Source organism: Streptomyces sp. NPDC038280 (assembly GCF_055600045.1).
Genome location: NZ_JBVJYZ010000006.1, coordinates 206,678 through 232,827, shown reverse-complemented (window position 1 = coordinate 232,827; position 26,150 = coordinate 206,678). Strand labels below are relative to the sequence as shown.

At 70.9% G+C, this 26,150-nt stretch carries 25 protein-coding genes; 17 read left to right on the top strand and 8 right to left on the bottom strand.

Translation table 11 applies throughout. The annotated features are described in order from the left end of the window. Positions 1-28: 28 nt before the first annotated feature. The 3 genes from ACZ7J0_RS15905 (at position 29) to ACZ7J0_RS15895 (ending at position 3,161) form a co-directional block, all read left to right on the top strand. Complete coding sequence (locus ACZ7J0_RS15905) at positions 29-1,390, top strand: aminotransferase class III-fold pyridoxal phosphate-dependent enzyme (protein ID WP_470887703.1); 1,362 nt, start codon at positions 29-31, stop codon at positions 1,388-1,390. Positions 1,391-1,612: 222 nt separating this feature from the next. Then, positions 1,613-2,293 (top strand): GntR family transcriptional regulator, encoded by a 681-nt coding sequence (locus ACZ7J0_RS15900; RefSeq protein ID WP_470887701.1) that lies wholly within the window; start codon positions 1,613-1,615, stop codon positions 2,291-2,293. A 217-nt stretch (positions 2,294-2,510) separates the two neighbouring features. Further along, positions 2,511-3,161, top strand: a complete 651-nt coding sequence (locus ACZ7J0_RS15895) for a hypothetical protein (protein WP_470887699.1) — start codon at positions 2,511-2,513, stop codon at positions 3,159-3,161. Between the two features lie 205 nt (positions 3,162-3,366). On the opposite strand, the gene ACZ7J0_RS15890 is transcribed toward ACZ7J0_RS15895, so the two are convergent. Continuing rightward, the gene (locus ACZ7J0_RS15890) at positions 3,367-4,146 is read right to left on the bottom strand and encodes an SLATT domain-containing protein (protein ID WP_470887697.1); all 780 of its coding nucleotides are present in this window, start codon (positions 4,144-4,146) and stop codon (positions 3,367-3,369) included. A gap of 275 nt (positions 4,147-4,421) precedes the next feature. Here ACZ7J0_RS15890 and ACZ7J0_RS15885 point away from each other — a divergent pair, with 275 nt between their 5' ends. From ACZ7J0_RS15885 to ACZ7J0_RS15875, 3 genes are read left to right on the top strand one after another with little or no spacing between them, the layout of a single operon-like run. Next, positions 4,422-4,757: a YbaB/EbfC family nucleoid-associated protein gene (locus tag ACZ7J0_RS15885; RefSeq protein WP_470887695.1), complete on the top strand. Its 336-nt coding sequence runs from the start codon at positions 4,422-4,424 to the stop codon at positions 4,755-4,757. 51 nt (positions 4,758-4,808) lie between these two features. Beyond that, positions 4,809-5,408, top strand: coding sequence for a recombination mediator RecR (gene recR / locus ACZ7J0_RS15880; RefSeq protein ID WP_469120633.1), 600 nt, complete (start codon positions 4,809-4,811; stop codon positions 5,406-5,408). A 35-nt stretch (positions 5,409-5,443) separates the two neighbouring features. Further along, the gene (locus ACZ7J0_RS15875) at positions 5,444-6,109 is read left to right on the top strand and encodes a DUF5063 domain-containing protein (protein ID WP_470887693.1); all 666 of its coding nucleotides are present in this window, start codon (positions 5,444-5,446) and stop codon (positions 6,107-6,109) included. Between the two features lie 89 nt (positions 6,110-6,198). Here the strand turns inward: ACZ7J0_RS15875 and ACZ7J0_RS15870 are convergent, their stop codons facing one another. Then, positions 6,199-7,713, bottom strand: a complete 1,515-nt coding sequence (locus ACZ7J0_RS15870; RefSeq protein ID WP_470887691.1) for an MFS transporter — start codon at positions 7,711-7,713, stop codon at positions 6,199-6,201. Positions 7,714-8,150: 437 nt separating this feature from the next. Between ACZ7J0_RS15870 and ACZ7J0_RS15865 the strand changes: the two genes are divergently transcribed. The 5 genes from ACZ7J0_RS15865 to ACZ7J0_RS15845 all read left to right on the top strand — a co-directional run bounded on the left by ACZ7J0_RS15865 (position 8,151) and on the right by ACZ7J0_RS15845 (position 13,166). Then, entirely contained in the window at positions 8,151-9,422 is a 1,272-nt protein-coding gene (locus ACZ7J0_RS15865; RefSeq protein ID WP_470887689.1) for an aspartate kinase, read from the top strand. Positions 9,423-9,470: 48 nt separating this feature from the next. Then, positions 9,471-10,541, top strand: a complete 1,071-nt coding sequence (locus ACZ7J0_RS15860; RefSeq protein ID WP_470887687.1) for an aspartate-semialdehyde dehydrogenase — start codon at positions 9,471-9,473, stop codon at positions 10,539-10,541. A gap of 308 nt (positions 10,542-10,849) precedes the next feature. Beyond that, positions 10,850-11,560 carry a SigE family RNA polymerase sigma factor gene (locus ACZ7J0_RS15855; protein WP_470887685.1) on the top strand — a complete coding sequence of 237 codons (711 nt, stop codon included), beginning with the start codon at positions 10,850-10,852 and terminating at the stop codon, positions 11,558-11,560. Continuing rightward, positions 11,557-12,900, top strand: a complete 1,344-nt coding sequence (locus ACZ7J0_RS15850; RefSeq protein ID WP_470887684.1) for a hypothetical protein — start codon at positions 11,557-11,559, stop codon at positions 12,898-12,900. Before ACZ7J0_RS15855 ends, ACZ7J0_RS15850 begins: the two co-directional genes overlap by 4 nt. A 140-nt stretch (positions 12,901-13,040) precedes the next feature. Beyond that, positions 13,041-13,166 (top strand): hypothetical protein, encoded by a 126-nt coding sequence (locus ACZ7J0_RS15845; RefSeq protein ID WP_470887682.1) that lies wholly within the window; start codon positions 13,041-13,043, stop codon positions 13,164-13,166. On the opposite strand, the gene ACZ7J0_RS15840 is transcribed toward ACZ7J0_RS15845, so the two are convergent. Both ACZ7J0_RS15840 and ACZ7J0_RS15835 read right to left on the bottom strand, forming a co-directional pair. After that, positions 13,156-13,902 carry an SURF1 family protein gene (locus ACZ7J0_RS15840; RefSeq protein ID WP_470887680.1) on the bottom strand — a complete coding sequence of 249 codons (747 nt, stop codon included), beginning with the start codon at positions 13,900-13,902 and terminating at the stop codon, positions 13,156-13,158. The genes ACZ7J0_RS15845 and ACZ7J0_RS15840 overlap by 11 nt on opposite strands. Before the next feature lie 397 nt (positions 13,903-14,299). Then, positions 14,300-16,075: a S9 family peptidase gene (locus tag ACZ7J0_RS15835; RefSeq protein WP_470887885.1), complete on the bottom strand. Its 1,776-nt coding sequence runs from the start codon at positions 16,073-16,075 to the stop codon at positions 14,300-14,302. Positions 16,076-16,298: 223 nt separating this feature from the next. Here ACZ7J0_RS15835 and ACZ7J0_RS15830 point away from each other — a divergent pair, with 223 nt between their 5' ends. Beyond that, positions 16,299-17,138 (top strand): class I SAM-dependent methyltransferase, encoded by an 840-nt coding sequence (locus tag ACZ7J0_RS15830; protein WP_470887678.1) that lies wholly within the window; start codon positions 16,299-16,301, stop codon positions 17,136-17,138. Here ACZ7J0_RS15830 and ACZ7J0_RS15825 read toward each other — a convergent pair. After that, complete coding sequence (locus ACZ7J0_RS15825; protein ID WP_470887676.1) at positions 17,107-18,318, bottom strand: winged helix DNA-binding domain-containing protein; 1,212 nt, start codon at positions 18,316-18,318, stop codon at positions 17,107-17,109. The two genes, ACZ7J0_RS15830 and ACZ7J0_RS15825, sit on opposite strands and share 32 nt — an antisense overlap. A gap of 80 nt (positions 18,319-18,398) precedes the next feature. Between ACZ7J0_RS15825 and ACZ7J0_RS15820 the strand changes: the two genes are divergently transcribed. From ACZ7J0_RS15820 to crcB, 3 genes are read left to right on the top strand one after another with little or no spacing between them, the layout of a single operon-like run. Beyond that, complete coding sequence (locus tag ACZ7J0_RS15820; RefSeq protein WP_470887674.1) at positions 18,399-18,851, top strand: fluoride efflux transporter FluC; 453 nt, start codon at positions 18,399-18,401, stop codon at positions 18,849-18,851. Continuing rightward, the gene (locus ACZ7J0_RS15815) at positions 18,848-19,219 is read left to right on the top strand and encodes a DUF190 domain-containing protein (RefSeq protein WP_470887672.1); all 372 of its coding nucleotides are present in this window, start codon (positions 18,848-18,850) and stop codon (positions 19,217-19,219) included. Before ACZ7J0_RS15820 ends, ACZ7J0_RS15815 begins: the two co-directional genes overlap by 4 nt. Next, positions 19,216-19,590 carry a fluoride efflux transporter CrcB gene (crcB, locus tag ACZ7J0_RS15810; RefSeq protein ID WP_470887670.1) on the top strand — a complete coding sequence of 125 codons (375 nt, stop codon included), beginning with the start codon at positions 19,216-19,218 and terminating at the stop codon, positions 19,588-19,590. Before ACZ7J0_RS15815 ends, crcB begins: the two co-directional genes overlap by 4 nt. 57 nt (positions 19,591-19,647) lie before the next feature. Here the strand turns inward: crcB and ACZ7J0_RS15805 are convergent, their stop codons facing one another. The 3 genes from ACZ7J0_RS15805 to ACZ7J0_RS15795 all read right to left on the bottom strand — a co-directional run bounded on the left by ACZ7J0_RS15805 (position 19,648) and on the right by ACZ7J0_RS15795 (position 21,243). After that, positions 19,648-20,241 carry a hypothetical protein gene (locus ACZ7J0_RS15805; protein WP_470887668.1) on the bottom strand — a complete coding sequence of 198 codons (594 nt, stop codon included), beginning with the start codon at positions 20,239-20,241 and terminating at the stop codon, positions 19,648-19,650. 206 nt (positions 20,242-20,447) lie between these two features. Next, positions 20,448-20,915 carry a dihydrofolate reductase family protein gene (locus tag ACZ7J0_RS15800; protein ID WP_470887666.1) on the bottom strand — a complete coding sequence of 156 codons (468 nt, stop codon included), beginning with the start codon at positions 20,913-20,915 and terminating at the stop codon, positions 20,448-20,450. Positions 20,916-21,084: 169 nt separating this feature from the next. After that, positions 21,085-21,243, bottom strand: a complete 159-nt coding sequence (locus tag ACZ7J0_RS15795; RefSeq protein WP_470887664.1) for a hypothetical protein — start codon at positions 21,241-21,243, stop codon at positions 21,085-21,087. A 127-nt stretch (positions 21,244-21,370) separates the two neighbouring features. Between ACZ7J0_RS15795 and ACZ7J0_RS15790 the strand changes: the two genes are divergently transcribed. Together ACZ7J0_RS15790 and tyrS are read left to right on the top strand one after the other, a co-directional pair. Further along, positions 21,371-23,467, top strand: a complete 2,097-nt coding sequence (locus ACZ7J0_RS15790; RefSeq protein WP_470887662.1) for a nuclease-related domain-containing DEAD/DEAH box helicase — start codon at positions 21,371-21,373, stop codon at positions 23,465-23,467. A gap of 1,242 nt (positions 23,468-24,709) precedes the next feature. Next, positions 24,710-26,113 (top strand): tyrosine--tRNA ligase, encoded by a 1,404-nt coding sequence (gene tyrS / locus ACZ7J0_RS15785; protein WP_470887660.1) that lies wholly within the window; start codon positions 24,710-24,712, stop codon positions 26,111-26,113. Positions 26,114-26,150: the final 37 nt, after the last annotated feature.

The window sequence follows — 26,150 nt, the reverse complement described above, 5'->3', positions numbered from 1 at the left end:
CCACCTGGGCGTCCTTACCCTTGGCCGTATGACCCCTCATGTCGAACCCGATCCCCAGGCCGGCGCGGCCGTGAAGGCCGCCGACCGCGCGCACGTGTTCCACTCCTGGTCCGCCCAGGGCCTGATCGACCCGCTCGCCGTCGCCGGCGCCGAGGGTTCGTACTTCTGGGACTACGACGGCAACCGCTACCTCGACTTCACCAGCGGCCTCGTCTACACCAACATCGGTTACCAGCACCCCAAGGTGGTCGCCGCCATCCAGGAGCAGGCCGCGAAGCTCACCACCTTCGCGCCCGCCTTCGCCATCGACGTACGCTCCGAGGCCGCACGCCTCATCGCCGAGCGCACCCCCGGCGACCTGGACAAGATCTTCTTCACCAACGGCGGCGCCGAGGCCGTCGAGAACGCCGTGCGCATGGCCCGGCTGCACACCGGCCGCCACAAGGTGATGAGTGCCTACCGCTCGTATCACGGCGCCACCTCGACGGCGATCAACCTGACCGGCGACCCCCGCCGCTGGGCCTCCGACACCGGCTCCGCCGGCGTGGTCCGCTTCTGGGCGCCGTTCCTCTACCGGTCGCCGTTCTACGCGCAGACCGAGGAGCAGGAGTGCGAGCGGGCCCTCGCGCACCTGGAGGACACCATCGCCTTCGAGGGCCCCGCGACCATCGCCGCGATCATCCTGGAGACCGTCCCGGGCACCGCCGGCATCATGACCCCGCCGCCCGGTTACCTCGCCGGTGTCCGCGAGATCTGCGACCGGTACGGCATCGTCCTCATCGCCGACGAGGTCATGGCCGGGTTCGGCCGTACCGGAAAGTGGTTCGCCACCGAGCACTACGGCGTCGTGCCGGACCTGCTGACCTTCGCCAAGGGCGTGAACTCCGGTTACGTACCCCTCGGCGGTGTGGCGATCAGCGCCGAGATCGCCGCGACCTTCGACAAGCGCCCCTACCCGGGCGGTCTGACCTACTCGGGGCACCCGCTCGCCTGCGCCGCCGCCATCGCCACCATCGAGGTGATGAGGGACGAGAAGGTCGTCGAGCACGCCGCCCACATCGGTGAGCACGTCCTCGGCCCCGGCCTGCGCGAACTGGCCGAGCGGCACCCTTCCGTCGGCGAGGTCCGCGGCCTCGGCGCCTTCTGGGCCCTCGACCTCGTACGGAACAAGGAGACGCGCGAGCCGCTCGTCCCGTACAACGCCACCGGTGAGGCCAACGCGCCCATGGCGGCCTTCGGCGCGGCGGCCAAGAAGCAAGGACTCTGGCCCTTCATCAACATGAACCGCACGCACGCCGTCCCCGCCTGCAACGTCACCGAGGCGGAGGCCAAGGAAGGCCTCGCCGCGCTCGACATCGCGCTGTCGGTGGCGGACGAACACACGGTGTAGCCGGGCGGCGCCTGCGGGACCCCGCCGCGGGCCGCGAGCCGCGGTGTGAACTGCCCGCCGGACTGGAGGAAGGCCGGAACAGTGGCTGGAATCCGGCCCTGCGGGCAGCCTCGTGGCGGGGCCGGTCGCCCGCCCTCTCCGCCCCGAGGTGCCCACGGGCCGCGCCGGCGGGGAATCCCCCTGGCTTAAGGTGTGCGGAACCGGACGGAGGGGACCCACGCCATGCTCGCGAGCGGAGCTGTCACCCGCAACACGCTGCGGCAGCAGATCGCCGACGCGCTGCGCGACGAGGTGCTGGCCGGACGCCTCAAGCCCGGCCAGGAATTCACGGTCAAGCAGATCGCGGAGCAGTACGAGGTCTCCGCGACGCCCGTGCGTGAAGCTCTCGTCGATCTCACCGGCCAGGGCCTGCTCGACTCCATCCAGCACCGGGGCTTCCAGGTGCACCGGTTCTCCGTCGAGGACTTCCGGGACATGGTCGAGGCCCGCGCCCTCATCGTGGACGGCATCTTCCGCGTGGACGGGACGCCGTTCCCGCCTCTGACCGACGGGCCCGCCCTGGTCTCCGTACGCCGCCGCGCGGACGAGGCCTCGCGCGCCGCGCGGGGCGGCGAGCTGGACGTCCTCATCGGCTACGACCTGCGGTTCTGGCGTGAGCTCGGGGCGCTCGTCACCAACCGTTACATCGCCGGGTTCCTCCACCGTCTGCGCGTCCAGGTCTGGGTCTTCGCCGTCCCCCGGCTGCGGGCCGAGCCCGACGTCCAGCAGTGGCTGTGGAGCGGTCACACGGACCTCGTGGACGCCATCACTCTCGGGGACGCCCGGGCGGCGCGAGAGGCCACCATGGCGGACAACGACCTCGCGCTCCGGTGGGCGGACCGCCTGGAGCAGCGCTCGGCCTGAGGGGCGCTGACCCGGCGCCGGTCGCGGGCTGCCGGGCAGTCCGCGAAACTGCTGGGCCGTATGGGGAAGAAGAGCGCTGGTGGGTGGGTAGGGGATGGGCACCCGGGGCCGGTGAGGTCCGCTGATGTGCGACTGGTGCCCACTGACTGTGCGGAGCGTACGCGGCGCACTACGCTGTCCCGACCATCGTACGAACCTGACGGAGAGCGAGCCTGCGTTGGCCTGTGACCTGTGGCTGGTCCCCCTCGTCGATGTGCTGTGCCACAGCCCCGACAATCCCTTCGCCGAAGAGATCGCGGCCTACGACAAGGCCCTGACCGAGTCCGGTCTGCCGACCGTCCCCGTCTTCGCCTACATGCCGGGACTTTCGGGTGACGTGGCGCCGGTCGCCGGATTCGACTACGACGCCCTGCACTTCCTGCGCCGGGCGTATCTCCTCCAGCTCTGCGGTCTCGCCGTCACACCCGTGGACGAACTCGGAGGCGACTACGAGCAGCTCCTGGAGATGTTCGAGTCGACCGCCCAGCAGTCCCACCTGGTCTGGCACTACGACCACGCCGGGGCGTACGTCCCGGTGGACTTCGCCGCACCCCTGTCCACCGAGGAACTCCTCGAGGGCGGCGGCCCGTTGGGATCCTCCCAGGGCCTGCTGCGCGAACTCGAGTTCGTGGCCCCCTCCATCGGCATCGACCCGGCCAACCCCCCGGCGGCGCCCCTTCCCCCGGACCGCCCCACCTCCCTCGAGGAGCCGGCGGGCCCGATTCCGTACGACGAGAGCCCCTTCGCCCGCGAACGCCACGTCTGGCTGGGCCTCCACGCGGCGGCGACCCGCAGCCTCGGCCAAGGCTCCATGATCATTTTCAGCTGACCTCGTCGTCTTCGGCCGGCCGACCGGCCGAGGGTCACGGCATCGGGGGCGCCTCCATGACGGAGGCGCCCTTAGCGCATCCGCCCGGGCCCGATCCCCGCGAGCGCGGCTCTCCAGCGCGGCACGATCCCGCGAGTGCGGCTCTCTCGGCGCGGTCGGCGGAGCCCGTCCCCCGCGAGCGCGGCTCGCTCGGCGCGGGCAAGACTCAGCGCGGCTCCGGGGGTCTCTGGCGCGGCATGTTCGGGCGGGTACCCGGCGGCAGCGGGATCCGGAGCGCGGGCGCCGCCGGGTCCTGGCGCGGGCCCGACGTCGCCGCCACCGACTGCATCACCAGCGGTGCCGGACCGGCCCGGAACTCGACCATCCAGTCCGCCGTCTCCGCGCGGACCAGCTCCGTCACATCCTCCGAAAACCTGCGCAGCACCCCGAGGCACCGCTCCGCCGCCTCGCTCGCGGTGCCCTCCGTGGGCCCGAGCACCTCTCGTACGCTCTCCGACGCCCAGTCGAACTGAAGAGCCTGCAGCCGCCGCTGCACCGCCTGTGCCGTGGCCACGTCCCTTATCCAGCCGGAGGTCAGGCCGAAGTACCGGTCGCAGGCCACACACGCCCCCGCCAGCAGCAGTGACAGATAGCCCCACCCCGCGGCCCCGCTCGCGACGCCCGTCAGGTCCAGCAGGGGCAGCGCGGCACCCGCGACGACCCCCACGGCGGTGGCCGCGCGCAGGGCCCTGGCCGCGCGGCGCTTGCGGACGCGGTCGGCCAAGTACCACTCGGTGGTCCGCAGCGCGTTGCCCTCCACCCACCGGTACAGCTCGTCGAGCCGCTCCGCGGGCTCGCCCCAGTCGCCGAGCGGGAAGGGCCTCCCGGTCAGATCGCTGTGCGGCACCCCGTGAGACGCCCTGCGAGGCGCCTCGTGCGACGCCCCGTGCGAGGCGTCCCCCTCCTCCCGGGCGGGCCCCCCGGGCTGCATCTCCGGCTGGCTCACCGGGGAACTCCTCTGCTCAGCGCTCTGCGCTCTCCTGTTACCCATCGTGACGTGCGGTGCACGCGTGCGTGCTGGTGCGCATGTTCGCGCACCCCTTCCTACCGCCGAATGGCGGGCCGGACGCCCGGAATCCCGGGATTTCCGTCCTCACGGGGGCCTTGATCAGGTAGTGGAGCGCCACGTTTCTCACTCGAAAGAGTTGTGGCGGCATGCCGGGCGTCAACCACGTAGGCTCGGCTTACCGAACATTCGTCGTCGAAATGCCAGGAGTGACCGTGATTCCCGGTGGTGGCCAGCCCAACATGCAGCAGCTCCTCCAGCAGGCCCAGCAGATGCAGCAGGATCTCGCGCGGGCACAGGAGGAGCTGGCCGCGACGGAGGTCGAGGGGCAGGCCGGCGGCGGCCTGGTCAAGGCCACGGTGACCGGATCCGGCGAACTGCGCGCCCTGGTGATCGACCCGAAGGCGGTCGACCCGGAGGACACCGAGACCCTCGCCGACCTCGTGGTCGCCGCCGTACAGGCGGCGAACGACAACGCACAGCAGCTCCAGCAGTCGAAGCTCGGCCCCCTGACCCAGGGTCTGGGCGGGATGCCGGGCCTCCCCTTCTAACGCGTACGTCCAGCAACTACCGTAAGAGTCAGGCACAGGAAAGGCGTTCCGTTGTACGAAGGCGTTGTTCAGGACCTCATCGACGAACTGGGCAGGCTGCCCGGCGTCGGTCCCAAGAGCGCGCAGCGGATCGCCTTCCACATCCTCCAGGCCGAGCCGACCGATGTGCGCCGCCTCGCGCACGCGCTCCTGGAGGTCAAGGACAAGGTCAGGTTCTGCGCGGTCTGCGGCAACGTGGCCCAGCAGGAGCAGTGCGGCATCTGCCGTGACCCGCGCCGCGACCTGTCGGTGATCTGCGTGGTCGAGGAGCCGAAGGACGTCGTCGCGATCGAGCGGACCCGCGAGTTCCGGGGGCGCTATCACGTGCTGGGCGGCGCCATCAGCCCGATCGAGGGCGTCGGCCCCGACGACCTGCGGATCCGTGAACTGCTCGCCCGGCTCGCCGACGGTTCCGTCACCGAGCTGATCCTGGCGACCGATCCGAACCTGGAGGGCGAGGCCACCGCGACGTATCTGGCGCGGATGATCAAGCCCATGGGCCTGAAGGTGACCCGCCTCGCCAGCGGACTGCCCGTCGGCGGCGATCTCGAATACGCCGACGAGGTCACCCTGGGGCGTGCTTTCGAGGGGCGGCGGCTGCTAGATGTATGACGACAGGGACCGTGCGCTCAAGGGAGGCATCCTCGATGTCTGACGCCACACTGCACTCCATCACGCAGGATCCGGACAGCTTCGCGGTCCAGATCGCCGACTCGATCGAGTCCTTCATCGTGGCCACCACGGAAGTGGCCAAGGGCGACGAGCCCGACAGCGCGGTTCCCTTCCTCCTCCTGGAGATCTCCCAACTGCTCCTGACCGGAGGCCGGTTGGGCGCGCACGAGGACATCGTCCCGGACGAGCGGTACGAGCCGGACACGGGCCCTGACCTGGACGTGGACGACCTGCGTGAACGGTTCGCGGTGCTGCTGGACCCGGTGGACGTGTTCTCGGAGGTCTTCGACCCGTACGAGCCGCGCAAGGCGCCGGTGCCGTCCCGAATCTCCGACAACCTCGCCGACATCGTCACGGACCTGCGCCACGGCCTGGCCCACTACCGCGCGGGCCGCACGACCGAGGCGCTCTGGTGGTGGCAGTTCTCGTACTTCTCCAACTGGGGCCCCACGGCGTCCGCGACCCTGCGCGCGCTGCAGTCCCTGGTGTCCCACGTCCGCCTGGACCAGCCGCTGGCCGAGCTGGACGGCCTGGACACGGACGAGGACCTCGCCGAGGACGCCCTGGCGGAGGAGGCGGGCCGGGTGATGCTGGAGGAGATCGCGGGTCCGCTCGGCATGCAGGCCCGCACGTCCGGGTAAACCGCGCCCGTCAGCCTTGAGGACCCGCCCGCGCGGTGATGCGCGGGCGGGTCCTGTGCTGCCTGCGTGCCGTTCGGTGGGCGGTGGGCTCAGATGGTCGTAACGTTCGCGGGGGCGATGGCAGTGGTCCTGCCCGGGCCCTCGTCCTCCGTGCCGCTGACCGACAGTGGGGCGGCGATGTCCTCCAGGGACCTGCCCTCCGCCGGGACCGCGAGGAACACGGCGACCAGCCCCGCCGCGACCATCAGCGCGGCGCCCACGCCGAAGGCGAGTACCGCGTCGGAGACGACCCCGCTCTCGGTCAGCCCGGCGAACAGCAGCGGCCCCGAGATGCCGCCGGCGGCCGTGCCGACGGCGTAGAAGAACGCGATGGCCATGGCCCGGGTCTCCATCGGGAAGACCTCGCTGACCGTGAGATACGCGGAGCTGGCCCCCGCCGAGGCGAAGAAGAGCACGACGCACCAGCACAGGGTCATGGTCTCGGCGTTCAGCCGGCCGCTGCTGAAGAGCCAGGCGGTGACGAAGAGCAGGAGCCCCGAGAGCAGGTACGTCCCCGCGATCATCGGGCGCCGGCCGACGGTGTCGAACAGGCGGCCGAGGAGCAGGGGGCCGAGGAAGTTGCCGAAGGCGATGACGGCGAAGAAGTAGCCCGTCGACCCGCTGGGCACATCGAAGAACGTCACCAGGATCGAGCCGAACCCGAAGGTGATGGCGTTGTAGAGGAACGCCTGCCCGACGAAGAGCGCGAATCCGAGCGTCGCCCGCTTGGGGTAGGAGCGGAACAGTGTTCGGGCGATCTCGACGAAGCCGGTGCCGCGGCGCTGCCGGATGGTGATCGCCGTGCCGGGCTCGGGCAGGGGCGCGCCCTTCTCCCGTTCCACCTGGCGTTCCACGTCGGCGACGAGTTCCTCGGCGCCCTGCGAGCGTCCGTGGATGAACATCCAGCGAGGGCTCTCGGGAACATGGCGGCGTACGAGCATGATCACAAGGCCCAGGACGACGCCGAGGGCGAAGGAGACCCGCCACCCGATGTCCTTGGGGAGGAGGTCGGTGTCGAGAGCCACCACGGACAGCAGGGCACCGCCCATGGCGCCGAGCCAGTAGCTGCCGTTGATGATCAGGTCGACGCGCCCCCGGTACTTGCTGGGGATCAGCTCGTCGATCGCCGAATTGATCGCCGCGTACTCACCTCCGATGCCGAAGCCGGTGAGGAAGCGGAAGAGGAAGAACCACCAGACCGAGAAGGAGATCGCGGTCATGGCGGTGGCGGCCAGATAGACGGCGAGAGTGATCAGGAAGAGCTTCTTGCGGCCGAAGAGGTCGGTGAGCCGGCCGAAGAACAGGGCTCCGGTACAGGCGCCGGCCACATACAGCGCCGCGGCGGTGCCGGTGACCTGCGCATCCGTGATCGACAGTCCGCTGCCGTCCTCGGAGAGCCGGCTCGCCATGCTGCCGACGATGGTGACCTCGAGCCCGTCGAGGATCCACACAGTGCCCAGACCGATCACGATCATCCAGTGCCAGCGTGACCATGGCAGCCGGTCGAGACGCGCGGGAACCTTGGTGGTGACGGTTCCCGTCACGCCGTCCGCCGTGGAACTCATGACGCCTCTCCTCCTTGACGGTCGGTCAGAATGCCCTCGCCCTGCGGGGGTTCGTCGTGGTTGCTACCGGTTGCCCAGAGCCCCGTCGGCTACGCGTGCCCCGCGCCACGGCGCCCCTCGCCCCCGGGGCGCCGCCGGCTACGCGTGCCCGCGCCACGGCGCCCCTCGTACCCGCCTCGCCCCCCGGGCGCCGCACTCACCCCTCCGCCGCCGTCCGCGGCTCGCCCCAGCGTGTCGCGCGTGACCTGCCGCACATTCCGCGTACGCCCGGAGACCTTGGGCAAGTGCCCCGTACGGGCAGCCCCGGCCCCGGCGCTTGATCACTTCGTGAGCGGGACATCTCACGATGCGATATGGCCCGGGCGATTCGGGGCTGCTCGTTAGACTGAACCGGCCGTAGTAATGACTGCGGTACATGGACCGAGCGAGGAGCGCACGTGGGCCTTGTCGTGCAGAAGTACGGAGGCTCCTCCGTTGCCGATGCCGAAGGCATCAAGCGCGTCGCCAAGCGGATCGTCGATGCCAAGAAGAACGGCCACCAGGTGGTCGTCGTGGTTTCGGCGATGGGCGACACGACGGACGAGTTGATCGATCTCGCCGAGCAGGTATCCCCGATCCCTGCCGGGCGTGAATTCGACATGCTGCTGACCGCGGGAGAGCGGATCTCCATGGCCCTGCTGGCCATGGCGATCAAAAACCTGGGCCACGAGGCCCAGTCCTTCACGGGCAGCCAGGCAGGTGTCATCACCGACTCGGTCCACAACAAAGCGCGCATCATCGATGTCACGCCGGGCCGGATCCGTACGGCGCTGGACGAGGGCAACATCGCCATCGTCGCCGGGTTCCAGGGGGTGTCCGCCGACAGCAAGGACATCACCACCCTCGGCCGCGGCGGATCCGACACCACGGCGGTGGCCCTCGCGGCCGCGCTCGACGCCGAGGTGTGCGAGATCTACACCGACGTCGACGGCGTCTTCACCGCCGACCCCCGGGTCGTGAAGAAGGCGAAGAAGATCGACTGGATCTCCTTCGAGGACATGCTGGAGCTCGCCGCCTCCGGCTCCAAGGTGCTGCTGCACCGCTGCGTGGAGTACGCACGCCGATACAACATCCCGATCCACGTCCGTTCGTCCTTCTCCGGGCTGCGCGGGACCTGGGTCAGCAACGAGCCGCAAGGGGACCAGCAGGTGGAGCACGCCATCATCTCCGGAGTCGCCCACGACGTCTCCGAAGCCAAGATCACGGTCGTCGGTGTGCCGGACAAGCCGGGCGAGGCCGCGGCCATCTTCCGCGCCATCGCGGATGCCGAGATCAACATCGACATGATCGTCCAGAATGTGTCGGCCGCCTCCACCGGCCTCACGGACATCTCCTTCACCCTCCCCAAGGCCGAGGGCCACAAGGCCATCGACGCCCTGGAGAAGGCGAAGAGCGCGATCGGCTTCGACTCCCTGCGCTACGACGACCAGATCGGCAAGATCTCCCTGGTCGGCGCGGGTATGAAGACCAACCCCGGTGTCACGGCGTCCTTCTTCCAGGCGCTCTCCGACGCGGGGGTGAACATCGAGCTCATCTCGACCTCCGAGATCCGCATCTCGGTCGTCACCCGCGCCGACGACGTCAACGAGGCCGTCCGCGCCGTCCACACGGCCTTCGGTCTGGACAGCGACTCGGACGAGGCCGTCGTGTACGGCGGCACCGGACGATGAGCACCCGGCGATGAGCGCCCCGGAACGCCCGACGACGAGCGCCGGACGATGATCCGCAAGCCGACGCTCACGGTCGTCGGAGCGACCGGAGCCGTCGGCGCGGTGATGCTCCAGATCCTGTCGCAGCACGCCGATATCTGGGGCGACATCCGTCTCGTCGCCTCACCGAGGTCGGCCGGCCGCAAACTGGCCGTCCGCGGTGAGGAAATGGAGGTCCTCGCGCTCAGCGAGGAGACCCTCGAGGGCACGGATGTCGTGCTGTTCCTGGTGCCCGCGGACGTGGCGGCGCGGTGGGCACCCATCGCCGCCGCCAAGGGCGCCGTCGTCGTGGACAGCTCGGCGGCGTTCCGGATGGACCCGGACGTGCCCCTGGTGGTCCCCGAGATCAACTCCCATGCCGCGCGGGTGCGCCCGCGCGGCATCGTCGCCGGCCCCGGCTGCACGACGCTGGCGCTGATCGTCGCCGTGGGCGCGCTGCACGCCGAGTTCGGTGTGACCGAGCTGGTCGTCTCGGCGTACCAGGCCGCCAGTAGTGCGGGCCAGGACGGCGTGGGCGCGCTGCGCGCGCAGCTCTCCGTCGTCGCCGGTACGGAACTGGGCATCCACCCCGGAGACGTCCGCAGGGCCGTCGGGGACGACACCGGCCCCTTCCCCGGTCCGCTCGCCCTCAATGTGGTGCCGTGGTCCGGTGAGCTGCGCGAGGACGGCTGGTCGTCGGAGGAGCTGCGGATCCGCGAGGAGAGCCGCAAGATCCTGGGGCTGCCCGATCTGCGCGTCGCGGCGACCTGTGTGCGGGTGCCCGTGGTGAGCGCCCACTCCGTCTCCGTACACGCGCGCTTCGAGAACCCCGTCACCGTGAACCGGGCGCACGAGATCCTGGCGACCTCGCCGGGTGTGGTGCTGTACGACAACCCCGCGGCGGGCGACTTCCCCACCCCCGCCGATGTCGTGGGCACGGACCCGACCTGGGTCGGCCGGGTGCGGCGGTCGATGGACGACGAGCGCGCCCTGGAGCTCTTCGTCTGCGGCGACAACCTGCGCAAGGGCGCCGCCCTGAACACCGCGCAGATCGCCGAGGCGATCGCCACCGAGTTCGCGGCCCGGCCTCTGTCGACTTGATGTATCCGGTCATATGCGGCGGGAATTGGCTGCGGCACGATCGTTGCGGTTTGTAGGATCTGTGAACGCCGTGTGAGCAAGTCGCCGGTCCATGCCACTTGAACTGGGGTGATGGCATGTTCGACGATGCTCTTCCCCCTTTCTGCAACCGGTAGTTGGGCGGGAGGCGTCTATGCGGTCGCCCCTTCGCGGTGCTGCGAAAATCGGGGCATTGGGGAAGAGCGGGTACGCATGAGGGCAAACGACGCACCGTCAAAAACGGTGGCGTACGCGTACAACCCTGACGGGGGGCAGCGTGTCCAACAGGCGTGGCAGAGGTACTCGACATCACAGCGGTGGTCCCGCTCCGCGGTGCGGCCGTGGTCCCGCTCCGGACCGCGACGGCAGCCCCGGTTCTGGGCGCTTCCGTGCGTCCGCTCCGGCGGCCTCGCACGCCCGGCGGCATGCCGGTGATCGCTCCGATGCCCGCCACGCGGCCCGCCCGCATTCCGGCGCCGCGCGAGGGCGCTGAAGCGACGATGACCGCGGGCACCACCGTCGACCACCTCACCGAGACCTATCGCGCGCACTACCGGTCGCTGCTCGGCCTCGCGGCGCTGCTCCTGGACGACACGGCCTCCTGCGAGGACGTGGTCCAGGAGGCCTTCATCCGCGTCCACTCCGCGCGCAACCGCGTGCGCGACCGCGAGAAGACGCTCGCCTATCTGCGCCAGACGGTCGTGAACCTGTCGCGCTCGGCGCTGCGCCGCCGCATCCTCGGTCTGAAGCTGCTCTCCAAGCCGATGCCCGACATGGCGAGCGCCGAGGAGGGCGCGTACGACCAGCTGGAGCGGGACGCCCTCATCAAGGCGATGCGGGGACTGCAGCGCCGGCAGCGTGAGGTCCTGGTCCTGCGGTACTTCGCGGACATGACCGAGGCGCAGGTCGCCGAGACGCTCGGCATATCGCTGGGCTCGGTGAAGGCGTATGGATCGCGCGGTATCGCGGCGCTGCGTGTCGCCATGGAGGCGAACGCATGAACTGGCGCGGCGGCAGGGGCTTCGGGGACAAGGGCTCCTGGGGCAAGGGCTTCGGCGATCGAGGCCCTGACGACGATGAGCGGTACGGGCCGGACGGGCCGTTGGACGACGACCGGACTGGAAACGGAATTGTGAACGACGGGCCGGACAACGAGCGGCACGTGAAGGAAACGGGCGGCCACGCGGGCGCCGCGGACCAAGCGGGCCGAGGGGACCAAGCGGGCCCAGCAGGCCATGAGCGCCTTGAGGGTGCGAGCGGCATCGACTTCGGTGCTGGTGCTGGTGCTGGTGCTGGTGCTGGTGGCTTCGGTGGCGGCGGGCCCGGTGGTGGACTCGGCGAGGGCGGGGACGACGAGCTGGCGCTCCGGCGCATGCTCCGCGGGGCTGTCGATGATCTCGAACCGTCCGAAGGCGCCCTCGATCGCCTGCGCCTCGCGGTCCCGGCGCGACGCGCCCGCAAGCGCCAGGCTGTCGTCGGCATCGCGGCCGCGGTGGTCCTGATCGGGACCGCGGTCCCGGCGTTCGTGCACGTCGCGACCTCGGGCGCGATCTCCGACGATCTGCCGGTCAACGCGGGCCACGGTGAGCAGGCCCAGGGCGGCACCGGTGACGAGACGGGCGAGGACGGCAGCGGCAACGCCCCCGGCAGGCCCTCCGTCGGTCCGTCGGCCGGTGAGAGCGCGACCCCCGGCACGCAGAAGCCCGAAGAAGCGATCTCGGGCAGCACGGGCGGCGCCGGCGGAGGCTCGGTCACCCCGTCCACCTCGTACGCGGTGTCCTCCCCCGTCTGCGAGGCCGGCCAGCTGAGCGTCATCTCGGCGCAGGCGGAGAAGCCGGACGCGGACGGCAAGGTCTACGGAACCTTCCGCGTCTCCAACATCTCCGGCACGGAGTGCGCGGTCAACGGCGCGGGCAGCGTCAACTTCGAGGCCAAGGGTGCGGCCGACAAGTCCAGGATCAGCGTCGTGGAACACGCTGCGGGTGACGCGGCGAGCGGCCTCCCGGACCCGTCGCAGGAAGCCCAGCCGCTGGTCCTGAAGCCGGACACGGCGTACGAGGTGAAGTTCGCCTGGGTCCCCACGGAGACCTGCCCCACCACGGGGGTCTCCCCGGACCCGACGCCCCCGGCCGACGCGGGCGGCACGACGAGCGGCTCGACCGGTACGGACACGTCGTCGGCGAACACCACGACGCAGCTCGGCACGGAGGAGGGCACCCCGCAGGAGGGCAGCGTCGCGGTCAGCCACACGGCGGAACCGGGAGCGCCGGCGGCCGAGGCCACCATCCCGAACGCCTGCGCCGGCACGATCTACCGCACGGGAGTGCTGGACGCGTCCTAGCCGGCGGGGGAGGCGTGACGGGGACGCGCGGCACGCCCGCGCCGGGACGACCAGGGTGCTGGATGAGATGGGACGGGCGAGGCGCAGTCCGCGGAGGGCCGGCCACGGGCGGCTGCCTCGGCACGTCGGCCGGGAGGGCCGTGCCGGAGCCGACGGGCCCGGTGAACGACGACGTACGGCCGGGCGCGCTGACCGCCTCAGGCCCGGAGCCGACGGTCCCGGTGAACGACGACGTACGGCCGGGCGCCGGCCGCCTCAGGCCGTGAGGCCCAGGGCCTCGTCCCTCGCCGCCTCCGCCTCCCGGCGGAACAGACGGAACCACATGAAGATCACAAAGCCGGCGAAGACGAACCACTCGCCCGTGTAGCCGAGGTTCTGGAACGCCTTCACGTCCAGACCGCTGCCCGCCGGGGCGCTCGCCGGAACCGGCTTCAGGCCCTGAGGGGCGTCCGTGAGCGTCACCCAGGCGTCATAGACGTCGTCGGAGACCACGTTCACCAGCGACGCCGCGCTGATCATCCCCAGCTGCCCTTCCGGCAGGCCGCCACCCGCGTGGACACCGTTCGTCCCGGCGCTCTCCGAGGCCTGGAGCGCACCCGTGACGGTGACCTCGCCGGACGGCGGCGCCGGGGCCTTCGCGCCCGGCGGGAGCCATCCCCGTACCACCGGCAGGGACTTGCCGCCGTCGGTCCGCAGCATGGTCAGCACGTACGAGCCGGTCCGGCCGTCCAGCTCACGGTCCGGTACGAGGAACTGCTCGCCGTACCGCCCGCTCGCCGACGCGTGCCGTCCCGACGTCTCCTTGTCGACCGGCAGCAGCTCGTCGAGCGGCGCGGCGGCCCGCGTACCGGGATCGGGGCGCTGCTCGGCCTGCCGGTGGGAGTCGACGCGGTCCTCGAACTTGCCCAGCTGCCAGGTGCCCATGAACACGCAGAACGGGATCGCCAGCAGGACGAAGACGTTGATCCCCCACCAGCGGGGCGTTCTCAGGAACCGGTACACCCCTCCACGGTACGGAACGCGCTCGCCTTCCGGCCGCTCGGGTCCCCGGACCGTGCCGAGAACCGCGTCCCCGCTCACCCCGGCCCCGGCCACCGCCCGCCCGCCGCGTCGTCCCGCCGGCGGCCGCTTTCCCGTTCCCCCGGTCCGCCCCGGCCCCCGCCGGCCCGCCCCAGCGTGCCAGCCCGGTCGGCGGCTGCTTTCCCGCTCACCCCGGCCCCGGCCACCGCCCGCTCACCCCGTCGCGTCCCGCCGCGTCGCCCCGGCCACCGCCCGCCCGCCCCGGCGCGCCGCCCCTCACCGCCTCACTGCTGCACCCCCTCACCCCCTGCCGTGTTGACCCCGCCGGCCGTGGCCCCTGCGGGCCCCGAGCCCGCCCTCGCGCTCCCCGCCCCGCGGGTCACGCGCGCCGCCCCCGCAGGTGCCTCTCGGTGAAGTCCAGCTCCAGCCGCACCTGCTTGATCCGCTCCTCCACCACCAGCGAGCCGTGCCCCGCGTCGTACCGGTACACCTCGTGCACCGCGTCCCTCCCCGCCAGCCGGTCCACATAGTTCTCGACCTGGCGGATCGGGCAGCGCGGGTCGTTGACGCCCGCCGAGATGTAGACCGGCGCGCGCACCGCGTCCACGTAGGTCAGCGGCGACGACGCCTCGAACCGCTCCGGGACCTCCTCCGGTGTCCCGCCCAGCAGCGTGCGGTCCATCGCCTTCAGGGCCTCCATCTCGTCGTGGTACGCCGTGACGTAGTCCGCGACCGGTACCGCCGCCAGCCCCACCGCCCAGGCGTCGGGCTGCGTGCCGAGCCCGAGCAGCGTCAGATAACCGCCCCAGGAGCCGCCCGCCAGCACCAGCTCCTCCGGGTCGGCCAGCCCGGAGGAGACGGCCCATTCACGGACCGCCGCGATGTCCTCCAGCTCGATCAGCCCGACCCGGTGCTTCAGCGCGTCGGTCCACTCCCGGCCGTATCCCGTGGAGCCCCGGTAGTTGACCCGTACGACCGCGTACCCGTGATCCACCCAGGCCGCCGGCCCGGCCGCGAACGCGTCGCTGTCGTGCCAGGTCGGCCCGCCGTGGATCTCGAAGACCGTCGGGAAGGGGCCGCTGCCGGACGGACGCTGCACCAGAGCGTGGACACGGCCGCCCGGGCCCTCCACCCAGACGTCCTCCACCGGCACCGACTCCGGCGCCTTCAGTCCGGGCGGGTCCAGCACCATCCCGCCGGCGGTCGAGCGCACCGACGGCGGGCGCTGCGCCGACGACCACAGGTACTCGACGGTCCCGTCCGGGCGGGCCGTCGCGTCCGTCACCGACCCGGCAGGCGTCTGGATCCGCTCCAGGGCGCGCGTGGCCGTGTCGTACCGCCACAGCTCGCTGCGTGCCTCGAAGCTGTGCACGATCAGCAGCCCCGATCCGTCCGGGTACCACTCCGCCGACACATCGCCCGGCAGACCGAGCTTCAGGTCGGTCTCCGTGCCCGACGCGACGTCCCAGAGCATCGGCTCCCAGCGGCCGCGCCGCTGGTGCCCGACCAGCAGCCGGGTGTCGCCGTCGACCGGCGCGAACCCCAGCACCGAGAGCCCCAGCTCCTCCTGGCCGCCCTTGGTGTCGTCCAGCTCCGCCACCGGCGAGCCGTCCCGGCGGACCACCCGCAGCGCCGAGTGCATGGCGTCCCCGTGCTCCGTGTGCTCGAGGGCGATCAGCGTGCCGTCGTGGGAGAGGTCGCCGACCCCGGCCAACTCCCGGTGCCGGTAGATCTCGAGGGGAGCCCCGCCGTCCCGCGCGACATGGACCGTCGATCCGACCTCGTCGGTGGACCGGCCGACCACCACCGTGCCGTCCCGCCCGATCGCCAGCCCCGCCGGGTACGACGCCTCGAGCCCGGGCACGGCCGGTGTGTCGTCCCCGCCGCCGAAGGGCTGACGCATCCACACGCCGAACTCGTCGCCGTCCGTGTCCGAGAACCACCAGATCCACTCGCCGTCGGGCGACAGTATGCCGTCGGTCGTACCGTTCGGCCGGTCCGTGGCCTGCCGCTGCCCTCCGGTGGCCCGGTCCCAGGCGTACAGCTCGTACGTCCCGGTGGCATTGGACACGAACAGCGACCGGTCCGGAGCGTCCAGCGCCCAGTCGGGCAGCGACACCCGCGGCGCCCGGAAGCGCTTCTCCCAGTCCGGCATCCCGGCGAGGTCGGGCCCGGAGACGCCGGTGCCCGCAGGCTCCGTCCCCGCGGGCTCCGTCCCCGCGGGCTCCGTCCCGGCGGGGTCCGCCCCCGCGAGGCCGGCTCCCGGGCCGGCCGCCGACGACTCGTTCGTGTTGCGGTGCTCAGTCATGCGCCCATGATGCTCTGCCCCGCCGACAATCCGCTCGCATCGTCCGCAGCCTGTGGATAACCTCCCCGGCATGTACTCTCCGACCCCCGCCGACTGGCGCGAGGCCAACCGCGCCCGCTGGGACGAACGGGTCCCGATCCACGTCGCGAGCGACTTCTACGACCTCGCCGCCTTCCGGGCCGGCAAGGACGTACTGCGTGACTTCGAGGTGGCGGAGGTCGGCGACGTCACCGGCCGGTCGCTGCTCCACCTCCAGTGCCACATCGGCCTCGACACCCTCTCCTGGGCGCGCCGGGGCACCTCTCACGTCGTCGGCCTCGACTTCTCCGAACCCGCCGTCGAGACCGCCCGCTCCCTCGCCGCCGATCTCGGACTCACTCCCGACGCGGCCGCGTTCGTCGCCGCCGACGTGTATGACGCCGCGCAGGCCGTCCCGGACAGCGCGTACGACATCGTCTACACCGGCTGCGGCGCGCTGAACTGGCTTCCCGACATCGAGCGCTGGGCCGACACCGCCGCATCCCTCGTGGCGCCCGGCGGCTTCCTCTACCTCAGCGAGTTCCACCCGCTCACCGACGCGCTCGACGAGGAGACCGGCTCGCGGATCAGCTACGACTACTTCGCCCGGGACGCCTGGGTGGACGAGGTGGCCGGGACGTACGCCGACACCGACGCCGCCACCGTCCACAACCGCAGCGTGGAGTGGCAGCACCCCGTCGGCGACGTCGTCTCCGCGCTCGCGGCGGCCGGCCTGCGCATCGAGTTCCTGCACGAGCACGACGTCACGCTCTTCCCCCGTTTCGGCTCGCTGCGGCGGCACGAGGACGGCTGCTACCGCTTCCCGGCGGACCGCCCCCGTACTCCGCTGATGTACTCGGTCAAGGCGTCCCGCCCGTCCTCGGGCCGGTGAGCGCGCGCTCGAGGGGCGTACGGAAGCGGGGAGTGACGCGGACGCCGCCGAGCCACCCGTGCAACCGCTCGGCCTCCTTCTCGACGGCGGCGACGGCGGCGGTGTCCCGGCCCGGAGCGGACGGGTCGTCGAACAGCTTCCACACGATCTCGCCGTCCGCGCGCTGGGCCCAGCCCCCGATGATCCGACCGTTCCACCAGACGGTGGGACCGATGTTGCCGCTGCGGTCGAAGAGTTCGGTGCGATGGCCGGGACGCAGGAACCAGTCGCGGCCCTGCCAGCCCATGGCCGTGGGGTCGAGGGCGGGCAGCAGGGCCGCCCAGGGCCCGGTCGCCGGGGTGTCCTCGGTGTCCCCGGGCAGGACGTACCCCACGCCCTCGTCGAGATCGACGGCCTCGGCGCCGAGCGCGGCGAGGGCCTTGCGTACGTCGGTGACCTTCCAGCCGGTCCACCACTTCAGATCGGCATCGGTGGCGGGACCGCAGGCGGCCAGCCAGTGCCGTACGAGCTCCGCCTGTGCCTCGGCGGCCGGCATGTCGGGCATCGGCGGCGCGATGGCCCAGCGGAACTGACTGGACGTCCACGTGCCGAGCGGCCGCCCGCGCGTCACCCGCCCTTCCGTTCCGAGGACGCGCAGCAGCCGGGAGGACACGGACTGGGGCCCCTCGTTGGGCGTGCCGGGACCGTAGACGAACCGCGTCCGCAACCGCGGTACGTCCGCCCCCAGCTGAGCGGCCGTCGCCTCGCCCCGCGCCTCCAGGGCGGCGAGCGTCTCCTGCTCCGTCCGCTCCAGCCACGCCGCGTCGAGGTCGCTTCCGGCCTCCAGATGCTTGATGAGCATGGCGCGTTCGCGGACGGCGACGGCGTGCGTGGTGGACGCCTGGACCACGGGCGCGAGGTCGGCGGGAAAGACGAAGAGGGTGTGCCGCATGCCGTGCATCCGCAGCAGCGTCCGGTCCTCGTACAGTGCCCGCTCCACCTCCGCGACCGTCCTTCCGGCGTCCCGGAGCCGGGCCCCGACCGCGAGGTGGACACTCGCCGCGTCGGTGGCGTGCAGTGCCACGACGGCCCGTCCGACCTCCTCGGCCCCGCCGCCCCGGGCGTCCCCGGCCAGCCGATGCCGCACGGCCAGCCGCACGCGCCGCTCTTCCGCGGAGATCCTCCGCCGCACAGTGCCCATGGCCAGGAAGGGTAATGCGGCCCTCCCGCCCTGCGGACGGGCGCGGCGATAGGCTGGGGCCCCGCCCCCGTAGGAGACGTATGACCAGGCCAGCCCCGCCGGCGCTGTGGCCCGTCATCGGTGTGGTGGCGGCGGGCGGGGCCATCGGAGCCACTGCCCGGTACGGAGCCGCCCTGCTCTGGCCGACGGACCCCGGGGCCTTCCCGTGGACGACCCTGGCGGTGAACGCCGTCGGGTGCGTGGTCATCGGCGCGTTCATGGTCGTGATCGCCGACGTGTGGGCCGCGCACCGGCTCGTACGCCCCTTCTTCGGTACCGGTGTCCTGGGCGGCTTCACCACCTTCTCCACGTACGCCGCCGACATCCGGCGTCTTGTCGACGGCGGCGAGGCGGTCAAGGGGGCGGCGTATCTGGGGGCGACACTGCTCGCGGCGCTCGTCGGCGTATGGCTCGGGGCGGCGGCGACGCGCCGCCTGGTGGCGGCCCGGCGTCCGGCGGGCCGGGTACCCCCAACGGAGAGGAGTGCGCCATGACGAGGCTGACGGGCACGGCCCTGCGGGTCACGGTCTTCATCGGAGAGAGCGACCTGTGGCACCACAAGCCCCTCTACACGGAGATCGTGCACCGCGCCCACGCGGCCGGCCTCGCCGGTGCCAGCGTGTTCCGCGGCATCGAGGGCTTCGGCGCCTCGTCCCTGATCCACACCTCCCGGCTGCTGTCCCTGAGCGAGGACCTGCCGGTGGCGATCGTGATCGTGGACACCGAGGAGCGCGTACGGGCCTTCCTGCCGCAGCTCGACGAGCTGGTGGGGGAGGGCCTGGTGAGCCTCGACACGTGCGAGGTCATCCGCTACGCGGGCCGCGCGGCGGACGACGGTCCGGGGACCGGGACTCCCGAGTGAACTGGCTCCTGGTGATCGCCGGCGCCGCGGTCGGCGCCCCTCTGCGTTTCCTCACCGACCGCGCCGTGCAGAGGCGCCACGACTCCCTCTTCCCCTGGGGCACCTTCACCGTGAACGTCGCGGGCTGCCTCGTCCTCGGCCTCCTGACCGGCGCGGCCACGGCGGGCGCCGCCGGCTCGGAGCTTCAACTGCTGCTCGGCACCGGCCTGTGCGGGGCGTTGACGACGTACTCCACCTTTTCGTACGAGACGCTGCGCCTGGCGGAGGACGGCGCGACGCTCTACGCCGCGGCGAATGTGATCGGAAGTGTGGCGGCGGGGCTCGGGGCGGTGTTCGCGGGGGTGGCGGCGGCGGAGGCGCTCTGGGGCTAGGTGGCCCGGGAGGGCCCGGCATGTCGGCGAACTCCACGGCCCTGCCGCCTGCGGCTCCTAGGACTGGCTGTTGAGGAAGCCTATGAAGGTGGCGCCCCACCACCCGCACTGGGAGACGGTGGCGGCGATGGCGCACCGCACCAGCAGCCGACGCGGTACGGGCACCGCTCTCTCGGGAGCCAGGCGCTGTCCGAGCCAGTGGGCGTAGAGGCCGTTGAGCGTGACGACGAGGACGAGTCCGAGCTTGACCCAGGTGAGCGGAGACTCCAGGTTCGGCTTGAGGAACATGCCGCTCAGCACCAGCCCGGCCAGCCCACCCCAGATCGGGACGTGCAGCGCGGACGCGGTCCGCACGACGTCACTGAGGCGTCGGCGGCCGAGGGCCCAGAGGATGGCGTGCCAGTCGACGGCGAGTACGGAACCGAGTCCGACGACGAGGGACGCGAGGTGCAGGAAGCGCGCCCCGGTGAGGAGGGACGGGGCGGCGTGGACATGGCCTGCCGCCCAGCAGACGGTGGTCAGTGCGGCGCAGCTCAGGGCGCCGATCACCACCAGGGTCCACACCGGGGTGCCGATGGCCGAAAGGGGCGCAAGAGAGCTCTGGGGCGTCTGTGGCGTCAGGGACGCTGGAGGTTGGGAAGCCCCGGACATGGCTGAAACCTTTCGGTGAAGTGAGGTAAGGCGAACCTAAGTGGCCTCGGCCCCGCCCGTCAATACGTCTCGCCCTCCGGACAGGTCGGACAAGGGGGAGGTGTGCGGAAACAGCGGGTGATGGCGGTATGACAAGGGCGACGGCGGGCACGGCAGAGCCCCGCCCGGGGCGAGGCTTGGGCGGACAAAGGTGCTGAGGCGCCGGCTCAGCGCACGACGCGGTACCGCAGATGCGTGACGTCCGGCGCGTCGACGACCCGGTCCGGTTCCAGCCGCAGATCGGCCGTGACGCCGTCGAGCAGCCGGAGCCCCTCACCGAGCACGAGCGGCGCAAGGTGGATCTCCAGCTCGTCGACCAGCCCGACGTTCAGGTACTGACGGACCGTCCGGGCGCCTCCGGCGATCTGCACGTCCTTCTCCCCGGCGGCGGCGCAGGCCCGGTCGAGGGCACTCTCGACGCCGTCCGTGACGAAGGTGAACGTCGTATCGCCCTGCCGGACCCAGGGTCCACGCGCCGTGCTCGTCAGGACGAAGACAGGCGCGCGGAACGGCGGCGGGTCCGGCCGGCCGATCTCCCCCTCGGAGAACATGCTCCGGCCCATGACATAGGCGCCGGCCCGCGCGAAGTTCTCCTCGACGACCTCACCGGAGACCTTGGACTCGCCGCCGCTCATGCTCTGGCGCTCCCGCCAGGCCTCAACCCCGTACAACCATTGGTGGATGCGCGTCCCGCGTCGCCGAGCCGGGTTGCCGGGCCGTGCGTTCGGCCCGGCGATGAAGCCGTCCAGGGGACATGCCCAGGCTGGCGAAGACCTTGCTCACGTCACCGCTCTCCGTTCATGGTCAGGACGTCCGCCGGCAGTGGGGCGAGGGCGCGCGGGTCCCGTCGTGGCCCTGCCCGTCGAGCGTGCGGGCAACAGAGGCCGACAGCAACTCGGTGAGCGCCCCCGCGCCCTGACGCGTCCACGGCTCGCTCGCACCGCCGTCGATGAAGACCGCCACTCCGTCAAAAACTCATCGCACCAAGGTCATCGACATCGACGTTGCTCATCCGCATGGTCAGTACGCCCACTGTCGGTGTGTTGCACAACGTTTTATGATCGCTACTCGGTGTACGAGGGGGCGGGGCATGGCTGCTGGCGATTCGGCGTCTCGGCGGGCGCAGGAGGCGCGGCGGCAGGAACGGCGCTTACGTGAGCAGTGGCAGGCCGCTCGGCAGGAGGCCCGCAGATGGCAGGCGGCGAGCGAGGGGGAGCGGAGCGTCGCGGCTCAACTGCTGGTGCTGACCGAGCACGGATGGCGGCTGCTGGTCGACCGGCGGTGGCCGGGAACGCGTGCCGCCAACGTGGACATGCTGCTCGTCGGCCCCGGTGGCGTCTTCGTCATCGACGTCAAGAACTGGCGGGCCGCTCCGGAGGTCTCCTACGGAAGGCTCTGGGCCGGCGGCGAGCCGAGGGACGAACACGCGCGCAAGCTGCTTGCGGTGACCAAGGCGGCGGAGAGTGCGGTGGGGGCCTTGGGGCTGTCGCCCGTGGCCGTGCGGCCGGTCATGGTCTTCGCGGGCCGACAGCTGGACGCCGAGTTGGGCAGGATCCGGCTGCTCGGCGAACGGGAGGTCGGACCCTCTCTGTTCTCGGAGCGCCGCCGGCTTCAGCCGGCGCAGATCCGGGCGATCGCCGACCATCTGGAGCGGGTCTTTCCCGAGTACGAAGACTCGGCTGTTCCGGAGACGGTTCGACGCGACGACCAGGCGGTGGACGGCGAGGCCGATGGCCTCTTCGACATCGGAACGCTGCGCGAGGCCGCCCTTGACGAGGCGCGGCAGGCTCCCATCGAGCAATGGATGACCTTTCTCCACCCTGACCAGGTCGCTCTTGTCCGGCGGAACTGGGCGGGTCCCGCCCGGATCAGCGGTCCCGCCGGTACGGGCAAGACGGTCGTCGGTCTCCACCGGGCGGCACATCTCGCCCAACGCACCGACGGGCGCATCCTGTACGTCACCTTTGCCAACAACCTGCCCCGCGTGCAGGGCACCTTCCTGAAGGCCATGGCGCCGTCCGTGGCGGATCGCGTCGACTTCCGCAGTCTCCACTCCTGGGCCCAGGAATTCCTGCAGAGCCGCGAGGTGCCGGTACGCCTGCATGGGGACAAGGCGGAGACCGCCTTCAGCCTTGCCTGGAAACACGTCGGCCGGGGCAGCTGCCTCACCGAGATCGATTCGGGCCACCGCTACTGGCGTGAGGAGATCGATTACGTCATCAAGGGCCGCGGCATCACGTCCTTCGAGGAGTATGCCGCTGTGCCCAGGCGCCGGCGCCGTACTGTCCTGCGCAGGTCGCACCGCCAGGCGGTATGGGCACTGTACGAGGCGTACGAACGCGCGCGCGCCGAACGCGCGGTACACGACTTCAACGACGTCCTGTCCCTCGCCCTGGCAGAGGTGGGCCAGGGAAGTCGACAGCATCGGTCGCCCTACACCGCTGTGATCGTTGACGAGGTACAGGACCTGACCCTCATCGGGGTCCGGCTCCTGCACGCGCTGGTCGGGGACGCCCCCAACGGTCTGCTGCTCATCGGCGACGGCCAGCAGGCGGTCTATCCGGGTGGCTTCCGCCTCTCCGACGCGGGCGTGGACATCCGTGGCGATCGAGGACAGGTGTTGCGGGTCAACTACCGCAACAGCAAGGAGATCCTGGAGGCAGCTCTCGCAGTCGTCGCCGAGGACGCCTTCGAGGACATCGACGGATTGCGCAGCCCGGGTCGCCGGGATGTCGACCTGACGTACCACGACGGCCACGTCCACCGCGTGAGAGCGGAGACAACGGCGGAACACGACCGGGCCCTGCTGGACGCCCTTCGCGCCCTGTCGCCGCACACGCTGGCAGACGCCGCTGTCCTGTGTCCCTCCATGCGTGCCATCGGGCACTGTCAACGCCTTCTTGCCCGCGCGGGCATCCCCGTGTGCCTGCTGGAGCACTACGACGGGCGTCCTGTCGAGGCCGTGAAGCTGGGCAGTTACCGCCGCGCCAAGGGCCTCGAATTCAAACGGGTCTACTTGCCGAACTACGACGCCGCTCCTATGAGGAGCGCCGGGACTCCCGAAGCAGAACGCGAACGGGACGAGCTCGCCCGGAGCCAGCTCTTCGTGGCCATGACCCGAGCCCGCGACGTCCTCTGGCTGGGCAGCGTCCGCAGGGAGCGGGGGGCCCAGGAGGCCCCGCGCTGAGAACGGCCACCGGGGTGGTCTCACTCTCGCTGGGAGCTGACCTTCGCGCCGTAGGCCGTGGGATGTGCAACCCCTCCTGGTTTTCTTCGACCTCGACAACACGCTCGACTGCGGAATCCGTCACGAAGCTGACGGAGGTTCTCGGCGAGCGTCTCAGTGCAGCGGTCATCCCCTACGGATACGTCGCTGCCCCCGCGTCACCGGCTGACCTGGAGCGCGAGGCTGGGGGTCGGGGGCCAGGTACCTCATGTTCGGTGCCTCCCGGACCAGCAGGGGCCAGTTGTCCACCATGGTCAACTGGAGTGTGGGGATCCAGATCCCCACAGCAGGCTCCACGTCCCTCTGCGCGCGTTCAGCCCCGCGGACGCCGGGCTGGCTTCGGACTCGCTGCTGCTGCCGTACCTCTGGGGCAGTCACTCCGAACAGCTGGAGGTGGCCTTCGACCTGAACCTGCTTCCGTCTGCTCCCTCACGGGTCACCTGCCCGAGCAGTACGAGCGCCACAAGGGGCTCGTCGAAGAACCCGAATGGTTCGACTGGTCGCAGGGGCACCCCAATCTCTTCGGAGAGAAGTTCCTGACCGCGCTGGAGAATGCGGCAGCGCGGCTCGGCTCCAGACCCCGCCGCCTCGACTGCGAGTTCCTCGACTACAGGGCCCAGGAACACAGGACGATCCTGGACGACTACGCCCGCGTGTACGGGGGTGACTGGTGAGCACCCCTCCGCGCATTTCGTACGTGATCCTTTGCCACAACTACGGCCGGCATCTCGAACAGGCCATAACAAACGCGAGTGCACCCGCGCGGCATGACCGACCGAAATACGCCCGGCCTGTCGCAGGATTATCGGGCCGAGGTGTGTCTGGGACTTTCGGATCGGCTCCGCGCTATGTGCGGGAATCCTCCAGCCTGGGCGACCACTCGCCAACTCAGGCGGATCTCCCGGCACTTCCGTGCCCTTGCTTCTGGGCAAAGAGTGGAATCCGCCCTGCAGCGAACTCAGCGCCTATCCGCAATGATCCTGATTCCGGGAATGCTCATCGCCACGCTCCGAGCCCGAGACCCAATGGCCCCGTGGCTCCGGTCCCTTTCCAGCGCGATCGCGGGTCGGCCGCTGGTCCGGCTCACGACAGACCCAGGCGAGCAGGCTCAATCGTGATCATTCTGCCGATGCGACGATAAAATCGCTGCTTTCAATCCCTACTGGTCAGGCCAGTTGTCCGACCCAGGAGCGTATAAGGGCCATGAGCCGTTTGAGCGAGTCCGTCACCCGTGTCATGCACATCCTGGATGGAGCGGACCTGGGCGCGGACTATGCGGTCGCGCAGCTGCTCGACGAGACAACAGCCCGGCGCTCCCTGGACCTCTCCGACCTCTCCCCCCAGGAGCAGGCCGCCCTGGTCGAGGGACGCACGAACCACCTGATCCCCTCGGCAGCGGTGCTTGCCGAGAAGATCGAAGCCGCGCAGGCCGCCGGGCGCCCCTTCGTCGTCAAGTACGGTATCGACCCGACCTCGCCCGACGTCCACCTCGGCCACGCGGTACCGATCATCATCGCCAGCCGGTTCCAGCGGATGGGCCACCACGTCGTCTTCATCATCGGTGACGTCACGGCCAAGATCGGTGACCCGTCGGGAAGGTCCTCGGAGCGGCCGACCCTCACTGACGAGGACATCGCTCGCAATCTGAGCGGCTACCAGCAGCAGGTCACGCCGTTCATCGACTTCGAGCGTGCCGACCTGCGCTTCAACGGCGAGTGGCTGAACAAGGTCACCCTGCCGGAGCTCGTCGGGGTCCTCGCCCGGGTGCCGGTCTCCATGTCGCTCCAGCGCGAGGACTTCCGCACCAGGCTCGCCGAGGGACAGGGGCTGTCCGTCGCCGAGTTCGTCTACTCCGTGGTCATGGCGTGGGACTCGGTGGCCATCGACGCCGACGTCGAACTCGGCGGTGTGGACCAGCTGTTGAACCTCCAGATGTGCCGCAAGGTCATGGAGATCTCGGAGCAGGCACCCGAGGTCGTCATCACCACTCCGCTCATCGAGGGCACCGACGGCACGGGCGCCAAGATGAGCAAGAGCAAGGGCAACTACGTGGGCCTGACGGCGTCGCCTGATGACGTCTACGGCCGGCTGATGTCCGTCCCCGACCACCTCACCGAGCCGTACCTCCAACTGCTCACTGAGTGGACGGACGACGAGATCCGCGTGGTCACCAAGCGCCTGGAGGAGGGGACCGCGCACCCGATGGCGATCAAGCGCATCCTCGCCGGCGAGGTGGTGGCCGCCCTCCACGGCTTGGACGCTGCTGCCGCCGCTCGCGCGGAGTTCACGGCGCGCTTCTCCAAGCGCTCCTTCGGGGACACCCAGAACCTCCCCGTCATCTCCCTGAAGGACCACGCCGAAGACACGCTCGGGGCGCTGATCAGCCGCACGCTGGACTTCGCTCCCAGCATCTCCGCCGTGCGCCGTGTGGCTCAGCAGAAGGGCCTCCGTCTGATCCGTGAATCGAATGGAGACCAGCAGCCGACGCCACTCACGGAGGCTTCTGTTCAGCAGACGCTCGGCGAAGTCGTCAGCGAGATCGGCGCACTCGAAGGTGCCGAGCTGTACCTCAAGGTGGGCCGCAAGGTCGCCCGCATCGACGTCTGATATCAGGCGCGGCGCCGACTCACCTGCGTGAGTCGGC

What these genes read in the sequence shown, in the direction of transcription:
- ACZ7J0_RS15905 (WP_470887703.1), top strand. Translation starts at nt 29, where the DNA reads ATGACCCCTCATGTCGAACCCGATCCCCAGGCCGGCGCGGCCGTGAAG.
- ACZ7J0_RS15900 (WP_470887701.1), top strand. Translation starts at nt 1,613, where the DNA reads ATGCTCGCGAGCGGAGCTGTCACCCGCAACACGCTGCGGCAGCAGATC.
- ACZ7J0_RS15875 (WP_470887693.1), top strand. Translation starts at nt 5,444, where the DNA reads ATGTCTGACGCCACACTGCACTCCATCACGCAGGATCCGGACAGCTTC.
- ACZ7J0_RS15870 (WP_470887691.1), bottom strand. Translation starts at nt 7,713, where the DNA reads ATGAGTTCCACGGCGGACGGCGTGACGGGAACCGTCACCACCAAGGTT.
- ACZ7J0_RS15860 (WP_470887687.1), top strand. Translation starts at nt 9,471, where the DNA reads ATGATCCGCAAGCCGACGCTCACGGTCGTCGGAGCGACCGGAGCCGTC.
- ACZ7J0_RS15850 (WP_470887684.1), top strand. Translation starts at nt 11,557, where the DNA reads ATGAACTGGCGCGGCGGCAGGGGCTTCGGGGACAAGGGCTCCTGGGGC.
- ACZ7J0_RS15835 (WP_470887885.1), bottom strand. Translation starts at nt 16,075, where the DNA reads ATGCCGGACTGGGAGAAGCGCTTCCGGGCGCCGCGGGTGTCGCTGCCC.
- ACZ7J0_RS15830 (WP_470887678.1), top strand. Translation starts at nt 16,299, where the DNA reads ATGTACTCTCCGACCCCCGCCGACTGGCGCGAGGCCAACCGCGCCCGC.
- ACZ7J0_RS15825 (WP_470887676.1), bottom strand. Translation starts at nt 18,318, where the DNA reads ATGGGCACTGTGCGGCGGAGGATCTCCGCGGAAGAGCGGCGCGTGCGG.
- ACZ7J0_RS15820 (WP_470887674.1), top strand. Translation starts at nt 18,399, where the DNA reads ATGACCAGGCCAGCCCCGCCGGCGCTGTGGCCCGTCATCGGTGTGGTG.
- ACZ7J0_RS15815 (WP_470887672.1), top strand. Translation starts at nt 18,848, where the DNA reads ATGACGAGGCTGACGGGCACGGCCCTGCGGGTCACGGTCTTCATCGGA.
- ACZ7J0_RS15805 (WP_470887668.1), bottom strand. Translation starts at nt 20,241, where the DNA reads ATGTCCGGGGCTTCCCAACCTCCAGCGTCCCTGACGCCACAGACGCCC.
- ACZ7J0_RS15800 (WP_470887666.1), bottom strand. Translation starts at nt 20,915, where the DNA reads ATGAGCGGCGGCGAGTCCAAGGTCTCCGGTGAGGTCGTCGAGGAGAAC.
- ACZ7J0_RS15790 (WP_470887662.1), top strand. Translation starts at nt 21,371, where the DNA reads ATGGCTGCTGGCGATTCGGCGTCTCGGCGGGCGCAGGAGGCGCGGCGG.
- tyrS (WP_470887660.1), top strand. Translation starts at nt 24,710, where the DNA reads ATGAGCCGTTTGAGCGAGTCCGTCACCCGTGTCATGCACATCCTGGAT.